The following is a 16,637-nucleotide window of genomic DNA, read 5'->3' as shown; positions in this document are numbered from 1 at the left end:
GGGCGGTGGGGACGGCTCGCGGTGGTGCGCTGGTCGTACGCGCTGACCGTGCCCGCCGTGGCGGGTGTGGTGCTGGTGCCCGGCCCGGCGATCTACCTGTGCGTCGCGCTCGCCTCGGCGGGGCTGTACGTCCCGTTCTCGCTCCATCTCACGCTGGCGCAGGACTACCTGCCGGGCAGGATCGGGACGGCGAGCGGCGTCACGCTGGGGCTGACGGTGAGCGTCGGCGGCGTGGCCAGTCCGTTCATCGGGGCCGCCGCCGACAGCGCCGGGCTCCAGGTGGCGCTGGCGCCGCTGATCGTGCTGCCCGCGGTGGGATGGCTGCTGCTGCGGCGGCTGGGCGAGCCGCCGCCGGCCGCCGGCCGCGCCGCGCCGGCAGCCCGGGAGGCGGACGGGGAGCGCCCGGCCGCCGGGGAGTCGGGCGCCCCGGCGGCGGACGGGGATCAACGGGCGTAGAGCGGGTTGACCTCCATGCAGGCCGAGTCGTCGTCACCCTTGAGCGCCTCGCCGCTGTCGAGCCGCTCCGGGGGGTCGGCCGGTTCCGCGTCGTCGGTACGCTCCGGGAACTGGTTGCCCTCGCGCCAGTCGCTGCCGATGACCAGGGTCAGGGTCTCGGCGCCCTGCGAGACCCGCAGCGCCCGCTCGGGCAGGCCCAGCGCCTCGGCGACGAGCCGCGCGTTGGCCTCCGCCTGCTCGCCGGCGGGGTGCGAGAGCGAGGTCTCGGCCTGGGAGATGGGCCGCTCGTCCACGACCGTCCCGGTGAAACCGAGCGCGGCCAGTTCGGAGACGATCGCGCTCGCCCGGCCGGTGACCGCAGCGAAGGAGACCGATCCGGTGCCGTTGCGCACGGTCACCGGCACCTCGGAGGGCGCGTCGGCCTCGGGGCCGGCGTCCTCCCCGTCGCCGTCCTCGTCGTCCTCGCCGTCCCGTTCCCCGGAGGCGATGTCGTCGGGGTACTCCTCGTCGAGGGCGATGTCCTCGCGGACCAGGGCGAACAGTTCCTCGGCGGCGCCCGGCTTCGGCATCACGTGCGCCTCGGGGTTCTGCGGCGCCGGCACCCACGGCATGGTGATCATGTTGATGCGGTCGTTGGGTACTTCGCGCAGGTCCTCGCCGAGGTCGTAGAGACGGTTGACGCTGCCGAGCGCCGGATCCACGGTCAGGGCCCGGGTGGCGGCGTTGGCGAGGGAGTTGAGCTTCGCGGGGTCGGTCAGTGTGGCGCCCGCCTGCAGCTCGCGGACCATCGCGGAGAGGTACATGTGCTGGGCCTTGGTACGGCCGACATCGCTTCCGTCGCCGAACCCGTGCCGGGTGCGCAGCCACTGCAGGGCCTGCTCGCCCTTGATGACGGTCTCGCCCGCCTCCAGGTCCAGCTTGGACTTGGGGTCCTTGAGCGCCCGGTCGACGCAGACCGGCACGCCGCCGACGGCGTCGGCCATGCTCACGACGCCGGCGAAGTCCAGCATCATGAAGTGGTCGATCGGGACTCCGGTCAGCTCCTCCCAGGTGGCGACGGTGCAGCCCGGGCCGCCGCGCTGAAGGGAGTGGTTGATGGTGTCGGACTCGACAGCCTCGTACTCCCTGCCGCTCTCCGGGTCGGTGCACTTGGGCATCGCGACGCGGGTGTCGCGCGGGATGGAGATGACGGTCATGTTGCTGCGGTCGGCGGCGACGTGCAGCAGCATCTGCACGTCGGCGATGGGCGGGCCGTCCGCGGTGTCCGCGGCGCCTCCCAGCCGGAGGTTCTCCTCGGAGTCCCGGGCGTCGCTGCCGAGCAGCAGGATGTTCAGCGGGCTCTGGCCGGCCTCGTTCGGCGCGGCCTTGTCGAGCTTGTTGTCGCCGAGGTGCAGGTCGCTCTTGGTGAGGTTGTCGTTGAGGTACTGGACGTAGAACCAGCCGGCCGCGCCGGCGCCGACGACGACCAGGGCCAGTGCGGCCGAGCCAGCTATCAGCACCCGTGCCCAGCGCGGACGCCGCTTCCCGCCGTGGCCGTCACCGCCGTCGCCGCTTTCCCCACCGTCACCGGCGCCGGCGGCGTCCGTTCCGGCCGGGCCTTCGGGACCGTGCGGGCCGGCGGGGTCTCCCGCGGCCTCGGCACCGCTGTCGGTTCTCCCGGGGCCCTCCCCGGAGCCCGCGGGCTCCGGGGCCGAGACGGCGTCCGCTTCTCCGGCCTCGCCCGGGGCTGTCGCGGCGCCGGGACGGCCGGTGGTGCGGTCGTCGTAGAGGCTGTCGTCCCACCCGAGGTCCTCGGGGCGGGTGACCGGGACGGGCTCGGGCTCGTCCCCCTCGGGTATGCCGTTGGTGCCGCGCACGGCTGCTCCCCCGTGTCGTTACGGTTGTCGGTCGGTCATCGGTTTCGTCTCCCCCTGCGGACGCCGCTGGTCACGCGGCGCAGGTGCTCGCCGCTTCGTCGGCCGTCGAGGTGTCGAGGTCGTCCGGCTTCTTGGCCGGGGCCTCGATCGGGACGCCCGGCTCGGTGAAGTCGTTGCCGAGGATGAGCGTCATCGCTCCGCCCGCCTCGCGCTCGGCGCTCTCCTTGAGCGCCTTGGAGGGCAGACCCATCAGCTCGGCAAGCGTAGCCGCCTGGCCGGCCTGCTCGGCCGTGTGCAGGAGCACGGTGGTCTCCTGGGCGTCGGCGTTGCCGCCGAGGATGGCCAGCTCGGCGCCGTTGCCGAGGAGCCAGGCGAGGGTCTGCTGGGCCGCTCCGGGGACGTCGCCACCGTTGAAGACCTGGACCTGGACCTGCTCCACGGGCGCGGGCTCGGGCTTGTCCTCGCCGTTCTTGCCCTCCTCCTCCTCGTCCTGCTCCTCCTCGACCGCGGTGAGGGAGATGTCCTCCTGGATCATCCGGAACAGCGGCGCGGCCTTGGCCTGGTCCAGCACGACGGTGGCCGCGACCTCCTCCACCGGGTTGTCCATGACGGGCAGGGTCACGAAGGAGATGTCCTCCACGGGGACGCGGCCGAGGTCACGGGCGAGGTCGTGCAGCTTCTCGACGCTGCCGATGCCGGTGTCCACCGTGAGCGCCTTGGTGGCCGCGTCGGCGAGGTCGAGCAGCTTGCGCGGGTCGGTGAGCGTGCCGTTCTCGGTGAAGGAGCGGGCCATCGAGCCGAGGAACTGCTGCTGGAGCGCGATCCGGCTGAGGTCACTGCTGTGGCCGACCGAGTCGCGCGTGCGGACGAAGGCCAGTGCGTCGTCGCCCTCGATGACGTGGGTGCCCGCGGAGAGCTTGAGGTGGGACTTCGGGTCGTCGATGTCCTTGTCGAGGCAGACCTCGACCCCGCCGACGGCGGTGGAGAGGGTCTTGACGGCGTTGAAGTCGAGCAGCATGAAGTGGTTGATCTCGATGCCCGTGAGTTCCTGGACGGTCTTCCAGGTGCAGCCCGGGTCGCGGCCCTTCTGGCCGTAGCTCTCGTTGAACCGGACGTTCTGGTCACCGGGGATGATCTCGGTGACGCCGTCCTTGGTCGTCTCGCACTCCGGGATGTCGACTATGAGGTCACGCGGGATCGACAGCGCGGTGGCGTGCTCACGGTCCTTGGAGAAGTGCAGCAGGACGGTGGTCTCGGCGTGGCCGAGGGAGTCGCGGTCGCCGTAGCCGTCGTTGCCCTCACCGGTGCGCTGGTCGGAGCCGACCAGCAGGATGTTGACGGGCGCATCACTGGTGGCCGGGTTGTCGTAGGGGACGTCGACCTTGGTGATGTTGTCGTTCAGCTGCCGGTAGACCATGTACGCGGCGGTGCAGCCGACGATCATCAGCAGCGCGACGACCCCGCCGGTCCAGAGCAGGATCTTCTTGCGGAGGTTGCGCTTCTTCGGCTTGCGCCGGCCGCGCGGCGCGCGGCGGTCACGCTGCGCGGGAAGCTCGCGGTCGCCGCCCGAGGGCGGCCGACGGTCGCGGGCGCCCGCGGCACGGCTGCCGGACTCCCCCGGCGCACGCCGGGTGCCTTCGCGCGCGCCCCCCTCCGGATCGCGCTCGCCTCGGCGGCCCGGTTCGTCCGGCTCACCGGGGGCCGAGGGCCGCCGGTCCTCCTCGCCGGGCGCACGGCGCTGGCGGGGCGGCGCACCCCGGTTCGGCGCACCGTCCGACGGCGCGCCGCGCTGCGGAGCACGGGTGCCGGCCGGTGCGCCACCGCGTTCCCGCGGACCGCCCGGCGGGCGCAGTTCGTAGCTGCCCGTGTCCGGATTGAATACCCACTGTTCGGCGGGGTCCATGCCCCCCGCTCCCCCACGTCCCTGCGCGTCCACTTGTGCGTGCGCCCTCCGTGCCGACTTGAGGATCGGACGCCAAACACTAACCTCCGAGTTCCATGCGAAGCGACGGCGGTGACCTATTCCACCGGCGCGAAATACGCTGATAACACCCTGTGTTCCACTCTTCCCCTTTAGTGGATCTGTCTTCCTTGTCCGCAGATGTCACCATTCGCCGACATGGCTTTACCAGCCACCCGACTACCCTCCGGAATCGGTCCGCTGAAACGTCCCTCAGCCGACTAGGGGGTGCCCTGGCCCGCGGGTGGCCGATTCTCTGCCCCCTCCGGCGCAAGGACGCCACCAGGCGCGGCGGCACCGGAGGACTCCAGGGTCACCGGCTGGTCCCAGCGCAGCTGTTTGAAGAGTTCATCGGCGTCCGGCTGTACCAGGACATCGCGGTCCGGGTCGTCCGGGTCGTTGACCCGGGGCACCGTCAGGAAGCGGAGGGCGTCGTCGGGAACGTCGCGCACCTCGCTGACCAGCTCGTACAGTCGCGGCAGCGAGGAGAGGCCCGGGTCGACGGTGATCGCCGAGGTGGCGGTGGTGAGAACCGGGTAGAGCCGGCCGGGGTTCATCAGCACCTCGCTGGAGCGCAGCTTGGCGGCGAGCAGACCGAGGAACTGCTGCTGGCGAGCGATGCGGGCGGTGTCGCTGCCGTCCCCGATCCCCTTGCGCGCCCGCACGTACGCCAGCGCGTCGTCGCCGTGCAGCATTTGACGCCCGGCCTCCAGGTCGAGCTCGGTGTGGTGGTCACGCACCGCCTCCGGAAGGTCGACCTCGATCCCGCCGACCGCGTCGACCAGCTCCTTGAAGCCCGCGAAGTCGATGTCGAGGTGGTGGTCGAGCCGGATGCCGGTCAGCTGCTCCACGGTACGGATGGTGCAGGACGCGCCGCCGAAGGAGTACGCCCAGTTGAACTGCGCCCGCCGGGCCGGGGTGGTCTCGCCGTCCTCCCCCGTGCAGGCGGGGACGTCGACCATCAGGTCACGGGGGATGGAGAGGGCGGTGGCACGGTCGCGGTCACCGGAGAGGTGCAGCAGGATCACCGTGTCGGAGCGGGCGCCGATGCCGCCGACGGCTCCGGGGAGCGAGCTGGGGTCGTCGGAGCCGATGATCAGCACCGTGCGGGCCGCTCCCGGGCCACGCGCCGGACGGTCGGCGTCGTAGCGCTGCAGTTCCTCGGCGGTGTTGGCGTCGCTGGTGATGTTGCCGTCCAGCGTCCGGAAGGTGAGGTAGCCGGCGCCGGACGCGCCGAGGACCAGCACGGCCGCGCCGACGGCCGTCCAGCGCAGCCAGCGCGGGCCGCGCCGGGACCGCTCGTCGTCGGGGATCTCGTCGTCGGGAATCTCGTCGTCGGGGAGACGGTCGCCGGGGAGACGGTCGCCGGGGACCAGGTCGTCGGGAGTACGGGCGCCCGGGGCCGGGGCCGCGTTCTCTGTGGCGGCGGGAGCGGCTGCCGGGACGGCGGGCGGCGCGTCCGGGAGAGGCGGCGGCTCGTCTCCCCGGGGCGGGTCCTCGCCCCGGGGCCGACCGTCCCGGGCGGGCCGGGGCTCCGGCCCGCCGTGTGCCGTGCTCGGTGCTCCGCCCCCGTCGTCGTCCGGGTGCCGCTCCCGCTCGTCCGACGGGGGTCGTTTCTGCTCGTCCGCTGCCATGGACCGATGGTGGGGCCGGGGCCCCCTCCGAGCCAGCGTCAGTCGGCGAAGTGGGTGACGTGTTCACTCTCCGCGCGGCGTGTCCTGGTCCGCTGGTCCAGTGCTCCGGCGGGCCGGCAGAGGACCACCGAGCCACCGACCGCCAGCGGCGCGTACAGGCCGGCGGCGAGGCCCTCCCAACTGTCGTAGTCCCGGGTGGACATCAGCCGGTCGCCGGCGCTCATCCCCAGCCCGCGGGCGCTCTCCCGTCCTCCGGCGACCAGTTCGGCGGCGGTGAACTCCCGCCCGTCCACCGCCAGGGCGGGGGCGTCCGGGTCGGGCTCCTCCCAGGGGGCGAAGGTGTCGGGCTGGCCGGGGACGGCCACGGCGTAGTCGGTGAAGCCCTCGGGGGTCTGCGGGAAGCGTGCGCCCAGGGGACGCAGGGAGAGGGCGACGCGCTCGCCGGAGCAGGCGCGGGCCTCCTCCAGCCGGTCGGGCCCGGTGACGACGAGGTCGGCCGCGGCGGGATCGCCCCCGATGTCGGCCACCACGCCGGTGGCCGAGCACGCCAGCAGCCAGGCGGCGGTCTGCCAGTGAGCGGGCAGCAGCACCGCGATCCGGTCGCCGGGCTCGGCGCCCAGCTCGTCCTGGAGCAGGCCGGCGGTCTTCGCCACCCAGTTGGCGAGGGTGACGGCGGACAGTTCCACCCGTTCGCCCGACGTGTCGTCGTAGTAGGTCACCAGTGGGCGCCCGCTGTCTCCGGCGAGGGCGGATCGCAGCAGGTCGGCAGGGGTTCGGTCGGTGGTGTTCATCGGCGAAAGGGTACGCCCGGCGCGCCGTTCGCAGCAGCCCGCCCGGGAGGGGTGACGGACCGACACGCCCGGGTCGCACTTACAGACAGTCAGATCTCCATTCGACAGACGTATACGGATATGTACACCATCGTTGCTATGCGTGCATTCATCGCTTCCACCGTCGGCGCCGCCTTCACGGCGGCCCTTGTCGTCCCCCTGGCCATGCCACCGGCGGCCGCCCTCGCTCAGCCGGGGCAAGCGTCCGCCGCCGTCCAGTTCTCCGCTTCCCCACCGGCACTTCCGGCCGGCTCATCCCCCTCATCGCCCTCATCCCCCTTCTCCGCCTCGTCCTCGCCCACCGCGCCCGGGTCCTCGGCTCCGGCGAACGCGGGAGACACCCAGTCCCTGGCGCTGGGACCACTTGGCTCCGGCAGCCGGGCCGCCGGCGCGGACGCCCCCACGCCGGGTGAGGTCGGTCTGGAGGAGACCGACGTCGAGCCGTTCTCCCTGCTCGGTGTCGTCTGGACCGACGCGTCCGCCGAGTTGGCGGGCGAGGCGGAGGTCCGGACCCGGGCCGCCGGGAGCGGCGAGTGGTCCGACTGGCACCACCTGCACGCCTCCCTCGACCACGGGCCCGACCCGGAGACCACCGAGGAGCGCACGGGAACGCTGCGCGGCGGCACCGACCCCCTGTGGGTCGGCGCGGCCGACGGCGTCCAGGTGCGGGTCGCCCCGGACGGCTCGGCGGACGCCGCGGCCGAACTGCCCGAGGGGCTGCGGCTGGAGCTGATCGACCCGGGTGACGACCCCGTGGACAGCGCGGCCGTCGGCGAGGAGCACGACGCCACGACCGGGACGACCGGGACGGGCGCCGAGGCCGAGGCGGACGGGGAGACGGACGCGGCGCCGGAAGCGGAGGAGCCGCGCACCGAGGAGCCGGCGGCTTCGGAGCCGACCGTCCAGGAGAGCCCGGTGGAGACCGAGGAGGCGCCCGCCGGGGAGACACCGGCGGACCAGCCGCCCGCCGAGGCGGCGCCGTCCGACGGCGAGGCGGCGGCGCCCGGTGAGCAGCTGCTCGCCGCCCCACGCCCGGGGGTCGTCACCCGGTCCGGCTGGGGGGCCAACGAGTCGTGGCGCGAGTCCGGCTTCTCCTACACCGACGTCGTGAAGACCGTCTTCGTGCACCACACGGCAGGAGGCAACGGGTACACCTGCGCGGAGGCGCCCTCGGTGATCCGTGGCATCTACCAGTACCACACACGCAGTCAGGGCTGGCGCGACATCGGCTACAACTTCCTGGTCGACAAGTGCGGCACCATCTACGAGGGCCGGGCCGGTGGCGTGGACCGCGCGGTGATGGGCGCCCACACCTACGGCTTCAACCACAACTCGATGGGCGTCGCGGTCCTGGGCACCCACTCCTCGACCGCCGCCCCCAAGAAGGTCACCGACGCCCTGGCGCAGCTCAGCGGCTGGAAGCTCGGGCTCGACGGTCGCAAGGCCAACGGGACCTGGAAGCGCGTCTCCGCGGGCGGCAAGTACGCCAAGGGCACCGTGGTGACCATGCACAACATCTCCGGTCACCGGGACGGCTTCGCCACCGACTGCCCCGGCAACCAGCTGTACAACCAGCTTCCGGCCATCCGGACGGCCGCGGCACGGATGTGAGACCGGCCACCCGGGGCCACGCCGAGCGCGGCCTCCGGGCGGCACAGCACGACACGGCACCGCACAGCACCGCACGGCCCGACGGCCGCCGCCCACCGATCCGTTGGTGGGCGGCGGCCGTTCGTGCGCCGTCGCCCGGCGTCGGCCGCGGGTGCCCGCCGCCGTTCCCCCGCGCCCGGCGCGCGGCGGGCCGGACCGTACGCTGAGCGGGCCATGCGGGAACGTACCTGGACGCCGTGCGACTCCTACGACCTGCGCCGCACGCTCTCCGTGCTGCGGCGCGGCTCCGGCGACCCCTCGTTCCACCAGGAGCCCGACGGCACCGCGTGGCGCGCCACGCGCACCCCCGAAGGCCCGGCGACGCTGCGCCTCCGCCCCGGTCGGCCCGTCCGTGCGACCGCCTGGGGGCCGGGTGCGGAGTGGGCGCTGGAGCGGTTGCCGTCGCTGCTGGGCGCCGACGACCGGCCGGAGGAGTTCGTGCCCCGGCACCGGCCGGTGGCGGAGGCGGCCCGCCGCCATCCCGGGCTGCGGCTGATCCGTACGGGGCTGGTGCTGGAGGCGCTGGTCCCCTCGGTGCTGGAGCAGAAGGTGACCACCCGCGAGGCGTACCGGGCCTGGCGGCGGCTGCTGAACCGGTTCGGTGAGCCCGCCCCCGGCCCGGCCGGGCAGGACCCGCTGCGGTTGCGGGTGCCGCCGGACCGGCACGGCTGGCTGCGGGTGCCGTCCTGGGAATGGCACCGCGCCGGTGTGGACGCCAAGCGGTCGGCGACGATCGTGCGCGCCGTGCGGGTGGCGCCGAGGCTGGAGGAGGCGGCGGGCATGGAGCTGAGCGACGCTATCGCCCGGCTCTGTCTGGTGCCGGGGATCGGGCCGTGGACGGCGGCCGAGGTGCTCCAGCGCAGCAACGGCGCCCCGGACGCGGTGACCGTCGGGGATCTGCACCTGCCGGGCGTGGTGGGCCACGCGCTGGCGGGTGAGCGGGACGCCGACGACGCGCGGATGCTGGAACTGCTGGAGCCCTACGCCGGTCAGCGCCATCGGGCGACCCGGCTGATCATGCTGAGCGGACTGGTTCCCGCCCGCCGGGCGCCCCGCCGGGAGGCCGTGGACATCGCGCGCTGGTGACGGGGCCGCTCGGCCCCTCCCCTCCGCCCGGCCCCGAGGGGGGCGGAGGGGAGGGCGGAGCGGTCACAGCGGCGGCCGGGGTCAGGCCGGCAGCCGCTCCAGCAGGAACTCGCAGAGCTCACGGGTGATGGCGGTGTGCGGGGTGTCGCTCGACGAGACCTGGTACTCGTCCACCTCGAACTCCTCCGGTGGGAGGTCGGAGACGGGCGCGTAGAGGTCGTCCGTCCGGTCGAGTTCGCGGACCGCGAGGGCGCTGACGGTCGGGACGAAGCAGACCGTGGGGTGGTCCACGGTCACCTGGCCGCCGCTGCGGGTGAGGGCGTCCCCGAGGATCGCGAAGGAGTCCAGGGTGCCGCCGGGCGCGCCGTCCAGGGGCGGCAGCCCGTCGGTCGTCACCTGGCGCTGGGCGGGCGGCAGCCGCCGCTTGAGCTCGGCCACCACCACGCCCTCGCCCTCGTCCTGGGTGCGGAGGACGGTGCCGGGGAAGATGCGCCGCACGCTGAGCGCGTTCTCACCGGCCGGGACGCCGTTGCCGACGCCGTCACCGGAGCCGTTGGCCACGGCGATGGTCCGGGGGCGTCGGGGCCATCCGCCGACGGCGTCCAGGGCGGCCAGGAACTCCTTGCGCTCCGGTGCCTGCTGGGCGGTGCCCAGCTCGGGGTCGTAGTGCCGCCACAGCAGCTGGCGCGCGGCGGCGCTGTTCATCTGCCGGGCGAAGGCGTTCTCCCGGCCGGGGATGAAGTGGGCGAACGCCTGAAGTGCGACCGGGATGACGGCGCCCCGGTGGGGGGTGTCGTAGGAGAAGGAGAGAGCCGTCTGGTGGTCGACGCCCTCGGTCTCCAGCTTGGCGAGGACGTAGCGGGTGATCAGCCCGCCCATGCTGAAGCCGCCGACGGTCAGCGGGGCGTCGCCGAGCCGCTCGGCGATGGTGCGCAGGATCGCGGCGGTCACTGCGCGGGCGTTCTCCAGGAGCGAGGCGCTGCGCTCGTCGAACCCGATGAGGACGACGGCGTGGCCGCGTTCCCGCAGGGAGGTCAGGAGCGGGTAACCGCCGCCGTCCAGCCCGGCGTAGAGGAGGTCAAAGTCGGTGGGGCCGCTGTTGAAGCCGTCCGCCAGGAGGACGGGCCGCTGGATACCCTGGTGGCCGCTGCCGTGATAGACGCGGGCGCTGCCCGCGGGGAGCTCCCACTCGGCGTCGGCCCGGGGCACGGTGACGGAGTGGGGCCGCGCGCGGTTCAGCTGCGCGGCGAGGATCAGGTCGGTACCGGTGCTCTGCTCCGGCTGCTCTTCGGCCATGGCGCTTGCTCTGGGTACGGCCCGGCCGGCGGCCCCGGGGATGGGGCCGCCGGCCGGGCGAAGACACCCTCATCCTGGTGAGCCGCGCACCGTCCGGGGAAGCGATCTCAGCCGGTCCCACTCATTCGTGTCAGCCGCTCACCTGCGGTTTACGCGCCGCACGCCCCTGGACGCGCCGGGGTGAGCGCACTCTCCGCCCGGACTCCGCGCGCCGGGCGGGGGCGGGCCGCTGCGCGCTCCGGTCGGCGCACCGGGGGGCGCCGAGGGGCGTGCCCGTCAGTCGTCCAGGCCCTCGGCGGCCCGGCGCTCCCGCAGTTCCTTGATGGCGCGACGGCGGGCCAGCCGGTGCGTGCGCCGGATCTGCGCCTCCTGGTAGCGGCGGCGGTCGCGCTCGGTCTCGGGCACCACCTGCGGCACCGGCCGGGGGCGGCCGTGCTCGTCCACGGCGGCGAAGACCAGGTAGGCGGTGCCGACGCGGGTGGCTGGCGTGGACTCGTTCCAGCGTTCCGCCAGGACGCGGACGCCGACCTCCATCGAGCTGCGGCCGGTCCAGTTGACCTGTGCCTTGACATGGACGAGGTCACCGACGCGGACCGGCTCCAGGAAGACCATCTCGTCCATGGATGCGGTGACGGCGGGGCCCGACGAGTGGCGGCCCGCGACGGCGCCGGCGGCGTCGTCGACCAGTTTCATGATCACGCCACCGTGGACGGTGCCCAGCAGGTTGGTGTCACTCGCCGTCATGATGTGCGAGAGCGTGGTGCGGGAGGCGGCCGTCGGCTTGGTGGCCGGTCCTGCCGCGGCGTCGGTCCGGGGGTCTCCCGGGGTCGCGCCGGGACCGTCGCCGGGCTCGTCGTCGCTGGTCCGGGCGGTGAGCGGTTCGGTCATATGTCCCACTGTAGGCGCGCCCGACGCCCGCTCCGGGCCCATCGGGGCCGCTACCGGCCGGTCACCGGCGAGAGTCCCGTCACACTGTCCGGCCGGGTGGCCACCGGCGCGTTTCCGGGGCGTTTCGGGTCGTTCGGCGCGGCGGATTGCATCAGCTCTGCCACAGTGCCCGGCCCGGTCTCCCGCGCGCGGCCGCGGGACGGCAGACTGAGCAGTTATGAATGACTGGCCCGAGGGTTGGACCGAGCAGCCGCACTCCCGGCGGGGGCGCGGCGCCCCGCGCCCGGAGGGGGCGCGGGTCATGCCGCACGTCCCCCGCCCGGGTCAGGGCGGCCAGGGCGGCGGCTACGGGGACGGGTACGGCCATCCCGGCGGGCACGCCGGGTACCACCAGGACGAACGGGGCCACTCCCCCGCCGGGCGGTACGCCGAGCCCCGGTACGCCGACTCGGGCTACGGCCCGCCCCAGGGCCCCTACGACGACGGTGACGACTACCGCCCGCGCCCCAACTGGGGGCGCCGGATCAAGTGGACCGTGATCTCGCTGGTCCTGGTGCTGCTCGCGACCGGCGTCGGCACCTACCTGTGGGCCGACTCCAAGCTGCGGCGCGAGGTGGACCTCAGCCTGGTCGAGGACCGGCCCTCGGACGGCAAGGGCACCAACTACCTGATCGTCGGCACCGACAGCCGCGAGGGGCTGAGCGCCGAGGAGCGGCAGGAGATGCGCACCGGCAACGCCGACGGCGCCCGGGCCGACACCATGATGATCCTGCACACCGGGAAGAACGGGAACGCGCTGATCAGCCTGCCCCGGGACTCCTGGGTCACCATCCCGGAGTTCACCGGTTCCTCCTCGGGCAACCGGATACCGGAGTCGCAGAACAAGCTCAACGCCGCCTACGCCATGGAGGGCCCCGAGCTGCTGGTGCGCACGGTGGAGTACAACACCGGCCTCAGGATCGACAACTACGCGGAGATCGGCTTCGGCGGCTTCGCCGGGGTCGTGGACGCCCTCGGCGGCGTGGAGATGTGCTTCGACCAGGCGATCCAGGACAAGAACTCCGGCGCCGACTTCGCCGAGGGCTGTCAGGACCTGGACGGTGCCGACTCCCTGGCCTTCGTCCGGCAGCGCTATCAGGAGGCCATGGGCGACCTGGGCCGGACCAAGAACCAGCAGAAGTTCCTGGGCGCCCTCGGTGACCAGGTCTCCTCCCCCGCGACGCTCCTCAACCCGTTCAAGCTGTACCCGGTGATGGGCGCCAGCCTGGACTCGCTGATCGTCGACGAGGAGATGTCCGTCTTCGAGCTGGGCCGGATGTTCCTGGCGATGCGGGGCGTCCAGGGCTCGGACGGGACCCAGCTGAACGTGCCGGTGGCCGACCCCGGTTACGCCACCGACAAGGGCTCCGCGGTGCTGTGGGACATGGAGGCGGCGAGCCGTCTCTTCGAGGAACTGAAGAACGACGACACCGTCACCGTCTCGGACGACTGACCACCGGGGCCGGCGTCCCGCGCCGGGACCCCGCTACGCGGCGGGGTCCCGGGCGACGGCCGTCGCGGGCGACACGCGCCGGGTCAGACGGCCGTCGGCCAGCTCGTACACGGCGTCCGCCAGGCGCAGCATGTCGAAGCTCCCCGGCTCGGGCGTGAGCCGCCCGGCCACCAGCAGTGAACGGCCCTCGTCCCGCAGCTCGCAGGCCAGTTCCCAGAACCGGCGGCGGGTCTCCCGGTCAACGTCCTGGCAGGGCTCGTCGAGCACCAGCAGCGCCGGGTCGTGCATCAGGGCGAGGGTGAGGTTGACGTTCTGCCGGGCCGCCGGGTCCAGCGCGCCGGCGGTCTCGTGGCGGGTGTGCGCGATGCCGAGGGCGTCGAGGAGTTCCAGCGCGCGCCGCACGTCGGCCAGCCGGTAGGTCATCTGGAAGTACCGCAGGTGCTGGTCGACGGTGAGCTGGTCGTTGAGGACCGCCTGCTGGGGGCAGAAGCCGGTGACGACCGTGCGGACCACCGTGCCCCGGTCCGCCGGTTCCCGTCCGGCGGCGATCCGGGCCAGCGCGGTGCGACCGGCGCCGCCGGCGGCCGCGCACTCGCCGCCCGGCCGTTCCGGTGCGCCGGTGACGCAGACGAGGTTCCCCGGCGGCACCCGCAGTGAGACGTCGTGCAGCACCTCCCGCCTCCCGTATGCCTTGTGCACCCCGTCCAGCCGCAACCTCGCGCCGTGGTCCACGTGGTACCCCCTTGCCTGCCGTCGCCGCCCCGGCGGTGTCCGGGAACGGACCGGTGCGCCTCGCGCCACCGCCGTACGGATCAACGACCGGGGAGCGGCCAGGACACCGGCGGACGGGGCCTGGATCGGCGTGAACACCGTTCTGGCGCAAGGAGGTTGGGGATCGCGGCGGATGACCGGGCCGGCCGCGGACCCCGGCGGGTACGCGGTTCAGCGCAGCAGCGCGTAGACGAGGGATCCGAACAACGCGCCCTGCGCCCCGCCCGCGACCACCTGGGCCACCGTGTGGTCGCGCAGCGCGACGCGGGACCAGCCGGTCAGCACCGGCAGCAGTGCGGTCAGCGGCGTCAGCGGGCCGCCGTAGGTGACGATCAGCACGGCCGTGGCACCGGCCGCGACCGCCGTGTGGACCGAGATCTTCCACCACAGCGTCACGGCGACGGTGGAGGCGCCGCCGGCCAGCATCGCCAGGACGAGGGCCACCAGGTCGCGCGGCGCTCCGGGGATGACGGCCAGCAGCAGCACGGCGACGCTCACCCCGGCCATCCCGACGGCCAGCGGCAGCAGTCGCTGCTCGCGGCGGGTGATGTGCCAGTCGCTCCACCGGCCCCGGCCCACCCCCCACAGCACGAAGCCGTAGGGCAGCACGCAGCAGAAGACCAGGGTCAGCAGCGCCCAGCCGAGCCCGGCTACCGAGCCGGTGGCGTGCCAGCCGACGGCGCACACGACGATCATCAGCAGCACGCCCGGGGAGCACGCCTCGGTGACCCAGCGGGCGACCCGGCGCTCCGCGACGGCGCCCGGCGGCGCACCGGGGTCAGGGGGTGGCGCCTGGGTCCCGGTGGGCGGCGGCGGGTCGGCGGGCGAGGTGGACACGGCGACGCCTTTCCCCCGGCGGCGCGCGGGGACGGGAACGGTGCTGGGGGCCGCCGGCCGGGTCCGGGTGCCGCCCTCGCGGCCTCGGCCCGTCCGGACACCGGCATGACCGTACCCGGCGCGCAGGCCGCGCCACGCGCCCCTTACCGTGCGCGTCGCGCCCGTCCCCCACTCGGCCGAACGGGGGGGGTGGGACAGCCCGTACCCGTGTGCGCCCCACCGTGCGAGCGCGGCGCACTCCCGCCGCCGGCCGTGTCCCCCCGCGAGCCCCGTCCGTCGCCGGTTCCCGCTGGTCGCCGCGGGTAGAAAACGCACGGCGCGCCATGCCCGGGGGAACGTGGCGCCGGCCCGCGACCGGACCGTTTCGGCCCCGTCCCCCTCCTCAGCCTCACGCAGCGGGAGGTCCCGAGATGACCGCAGCCTCGTCCATGTCCGGTGCGGCGCTCGCCGCCGACCTCGTCAACCGGCTTCCCGACTTCGTCTCCGCGGTCACGCCGCAACTGGGCGACCTCCCGGCCGTGGGCCGCACCTGGGTGGTACACGGCAGCGGCCCGCTGGGGCAGTTGGGCGCGGCCGGCGGCGTCGAGACACTGCTCCTGCTGCCCGGGCCGCTGGATGTCCCGACACCGCACCGGCGCGGAGCGCGCTGGGGGGAGGTGCCGGTCACCGTCTATGTGCTGACCTTCGGCGACCTCGCCGACGACGGCGCCGCGCGGAGGTTCGGCGGCTACTTCTCGCTGAAGCTGTTCAGCCCGTTCGTGGCGGAGGGGGCGATCCCGGTCTCGGCGCTGGCGATGGCGACGGCGCGGTTCCTCGGGCCGCTGGCGCGGGCGGTCACGGTACGCGGCGTCCCCGGCCCGTGGAACGCCGACCAGATCCTGGCCCACGGGTACCTGGCCTTCCTGGACCTCTATCCGGACCACGCGGGCGCGCTGGCACGGCTGGCCGCCGACCGGGCGCGGCTGCGGGAGGTCTGGCGGCACCAACGGGACATCTACGTCGAGGCGTTGCGGCGCACCGGCCACATCTCCGCGACGGACGGCGGGACCTGGCGGTACACCGGGCTCTCCCCGGTGACGGACCCGGTGCGGGAACGGGCGCGGTGCGTGGCGCGGTTCTGGGCGCTGGGCGCGGTCTGCCACGGGGCGGACGCGGGCTTCCCCGACGCGTACTTCCGGGCGGTGGACGAGCGGGCCACCCGGCGGGAGCAGGCGGCGGCGGCCTTTCTCGTGCATGACATCGCCGCGACCGGCCGCTGCCCGTGACCGCTCGCGGCGGGCGGGCGTGGCCGGTGCGCTTCCGCCGTCTTACGCGCACGCGGCCATTCCGCGCGGGAGTGTCCTCGCCGAACGTTCTGCGCGGGACCGTTTACGCCGGGCCATTTGACGCCGGACCGTTGACGCGGACATTTCGCGCGGATTCATTTCACATTCCGCGTCCGGAATTCCGGCGAGAACCCGTCTGGCGCGGGGCCGGTGCATTTCCGGCTCCTGATGCTCACCGCCCAGCCTGACCTTGCGTGATGCACTACGGATAGCCCTTCTGCGCATATCAGTTACTCATGTGTCGGATCACCACCCTGGCGCAATTCGGGCGTTAGTCTGGAATCACCTGACTACCACCGGACCACGCGAACGGGGGCAGACATGGCTCGAAATCGGGACGCGGATCCGGAGGACCCGCCCGGCGCGGGGGACGGCCCCGAGGCCGGGGGCGTCGACGCCGCCGAGCTGAGCCTGGCCGCCGTCAGCGGGGCGATCAACGTGGGCAGCCAGAGCCACGTCTACATCGGCCATGACGTCACCGCGGCGGGCCCGGTCCCATGTCACCGAGCAGGCCGACCGGATGGACGCCAAGATCGATCTGGACCACAAGCTGGAG

The 16,637-nt window shown here is 73.8% G+C and carries 12 protein-coding genes and 2 pseudogenes; 6 read left to right on the top strand and 8 right to left on the bottom strand.

Features of this window, described 5'->3' with window-relative positions:
- Nucleotides 1-456 (top strand): annotated as a pseudogene (locus tag E0D90_RS14460) (MFS transporter); the annotation flags it as partial.
- On the opposite strand, the gene E0D90_RS14455 reads toward E0D90_RS14460, so the two are convergent.
- From E0D90_RS14455 to E0D90_RS14440, 4 genes are all read right to left on the bottom strand, one after another.
- Entirely contained in the window at nt 444-2,312 is a 1,869-nt protein-coding gene (locus E0D90_RS14455; RefSeq protein ID WP_227870230.1) for an LCP family protein, read from the bottom strand. The pseudogene E0D90_RS14460 and the gene E0D90_RS14455 sit on opposite strands and share 13 nt — an antisense overlap.
- Nucleotides 2,313-2,382: 70 nt before the next feature.
- Nucleotides 2,383-4,215 (bottom strand): LCP family protein, encoded by a 1,833-nt coding sequence (locus E0D90_RS14450; protein ID WP_227870229.1) that lies wholly within the window; start codon nt 4,213-4,215, stop codon nt 2,383-2,385.
- Nucleotides 4,216-4,493: 278 nt separating this feature from the next.
- The gene (locus E0D90_RS14445; RefSeq protein WP_130798546.1) at nt 4,494-5,906 is read right to left on the bottom strand and encodes an LCP family protein; all 1,413 of its coding nucleotides are present in this window, start codon (nt 5,904-5,906) and stop codon (nt 4,494-4,496) included.
- Nucleotides 5,907-5,944: 38 nt separating this feature from the next.
- A complete protein-coding gene (locus E0D90_RS14440) occupies nt 5,945-6,697 on the bottom strand; it encodes a TIGR03089 family protein (protein ID WP_130798544.1) in 753 nt (250 codons plus the stop codon).
- A 138-nt stretch (nt 6,698-6,835) separates the two neighbouring features.
- Here E0D90_RS14440 and E0D90_RS14435 point away from each other — a divergent pair, with 138 nt between their 5' ends.
- Together E0D90_RS14435 and E0D90_RS14430 are read left to right on the top strand one after the other, a co-directional pair.
- Complete coding sequence (locus tag E0D90_RS14435) at nt 6,836-8,347, top strand: N-acetylmuramoyl-L-alanine amidase (protein ID WP_130798542.1); 1,512 nt, start codon at nt 6,836-6,838, stop codon at nt 8,345-8,347.
- A 213-nt stretch (nt 8,348-8,560) separates the two neighbouring features.
- Nucleotides 8,561-9,472 carry a DNA-3-methyladenine glycosylase family protein gene (locus E0D90_RS14430; protein ID WP_130798540.1) on the top strand — a complete coding sequence of 304 codons (912 nt, stop codon included), beginning with the start codon at nt 8,561-8,563 and terminating at the stop codon, nt 9,470-9,472.
- Between the two features lie 81 nt (nt 9,473-9,553).
- Here the strand turns inward: E0D90_RS14430 and E0D90_RS14425 are convergent, their stop codons facing one another.
- Nucleotides 9,554-10,768 (bottom strand): lipase family alpha/beta hydrolase, encoded by a 1,215-nt coding sequence (locus E0D90_RS14425; RefSeq protein WP_130798538.1) that lies wholly within the window; start codon nt 10,766-10,768, stop codon nt 9,554-9,556.
- Nucleotides 10,769-11,044: 276 nt separating this feature from the next.
- Nucleotides 11,045-11,656, bottom strand: a complete 612-nt coding sequence (locus E0D90_RS14420; RefSeq protein WP_227870228.1) for an acyl-CoA thioesterase — start codon at nt 11,654-11,656, stop codon at nt 11,045-11,047.
- Nucleotides 11,657-11,873: 217 nt separating this feature from the next.
- On the opposite strand from E0D90_RS14420, the gene E0D90_RS14415 reads away from it, so the two are divergent.
- Nucleotides 11,874-13,148, top strand: a complete 1,275-nt coding sequence (locus E0D90_RS14415; RefSeq protein ID WP_130798536.1) for an LCP family protein — start codon at nt 11,874-11,876, stop codon at nt 13,146-13,148.
- Nucleotides 13,149-13,181: 33 nt separating this feature from the next.
- Here the strand turns inward: E0D90_RS14415 and E0D90_RS14410 are convergent, their stop codons facing one another.
- Both E0D90_RS14410 and E0D90_RS14405 read right to left on the bottom strand, forming a co-directional pair.
- Nucleotides 13,182-13,880: an ATP-binding cassette domain-containing protein gene (locus tag E0D90_RS14410; protein WP_227870227.1), complete on the bottom strand. Its 699-nt coding sequence runs from the start codon at nt 13,878-13,880 to the stop codon at nt 13,182-13,184.
- 210 nt (nt 13,881-14,090) lie between these two features.
- Complete coding sequence (locus tag E0D90_RS14405; RefSeq protein WP_174856199.1) at nt 14,091-14,756, bottom strand: phosphatase PAP2 family protein; 666 nt, start codon at nt 14,754-14,756, stop codon at nt 14,091-14,093.
- Nucleotides 14,757-15,166: 410 nt separating this feature from the next.
- Between E0D90_RS14405 and E0D90_RS14400 the strand changes: the two genes are divergently transcribed.
- Together E0D90_RS14400 and E0D90_RS27860 are read left to right on the top strand one after the other, a co-directional pair.
- Complete coding sequence (locus E0D90_RS14400) at nt 15,167-16,021, top strand: hypothetical protein (protein WP_130798534.1); 855 nt, start codon at nt 15,167-15,169, stop codon at nt 16,019-16,021.
- Between the two features lie 381 nt (nt 16,022-16,402).
- Nucleotides 16,403-16,637, top strand: a pseudogene (locus E0D90_RS27860) (hypothetical protein); the annotation flags it as partial.

Origin of the sequence: Streptomyces otsuchiensis, assembly GCF_004305975.1 — a bacterium.
Classification (GTDB): Bacteria; Actinomycetota; Actinomycetes; order Streptomycetales; family Streptomycetaceae; genus Streptomyces; species Streptomyces otsuchiensis.
This window is presented reverse-complemented; position numbering and strand designations above follow the sequence as displayed.

What these genes read in the sequence shown, in the direction of transcription:
- E0D90_RS14450 (WP_227870229.1), bottom strand. Translation starts at nt 4,215, where the DNA reads ATGGACCCCGCCGAACAGTGGGTATTCAATCCGGACACGGGCAGCTAC.
- E0D90_RS14445 (WP_130798546.1), bottom strand. Translation starts at nt 5,906, where the DNA reads ATGGCAGCGGACGAGCAGAAACGACCCCCGTCGGACGAGCGGGAGCGG.
- E0D90_RS14440 (WP_130798544.1), bottom strand. Translation starts at nt 6,697, where the DNA reads ATGAACACCACCGACCGAACCCCTGCCGACCTGCTGCGATCCGCCCTC.
- E0D90_RS14435 (WP_130798542.1), top strand. Translation starts at nt 6,836, where the DNA reads ATGCGTGCATTCATCGCTTCCACCGTCGGCGCCGCCTTCACGGCGGCC.
- E0D90_RS14430 (WP_130798540.1), top strand. Translation starts at nt 8,561, where the DNA reads ATGCGGGAACGTACCTGGACGCCGTGCGACTCCTACGACCTGCGCCGC.
- E0D90_RS14425 (WP_130798538.1), bottom strand. Translation starts at nt 10,768, where the DNA reads ATGGCCGAAGAGCAGCCGGAGCAGAGCACCGGTACCGACCTGATCCTC.
- E0D90_RS14420 (WP_227870228.1), bottom strand. Translation starts at nt 11,656, where the DNA reads ATGACCGAACCGCTCACCGCCCGGACCAGCGACGACGAGCCCGGCGAC.
- E0D90_RS14415 (WP_130798536.1), top strand. Translation starts at nt 11,874, where the DNA reads ATGAATGACTGGCCCGAGGGTTGGACCGAGCAGCCGCACTCCCGGCGG.
- E0D90_RS14400 (WP_130798534.1), top strand. Translation starts at nt 15,167, where the DNA reads ATGACCGCAGCCTCGTCCATGTCCGGTGCGGCGCTCGCCGCCGACCTC.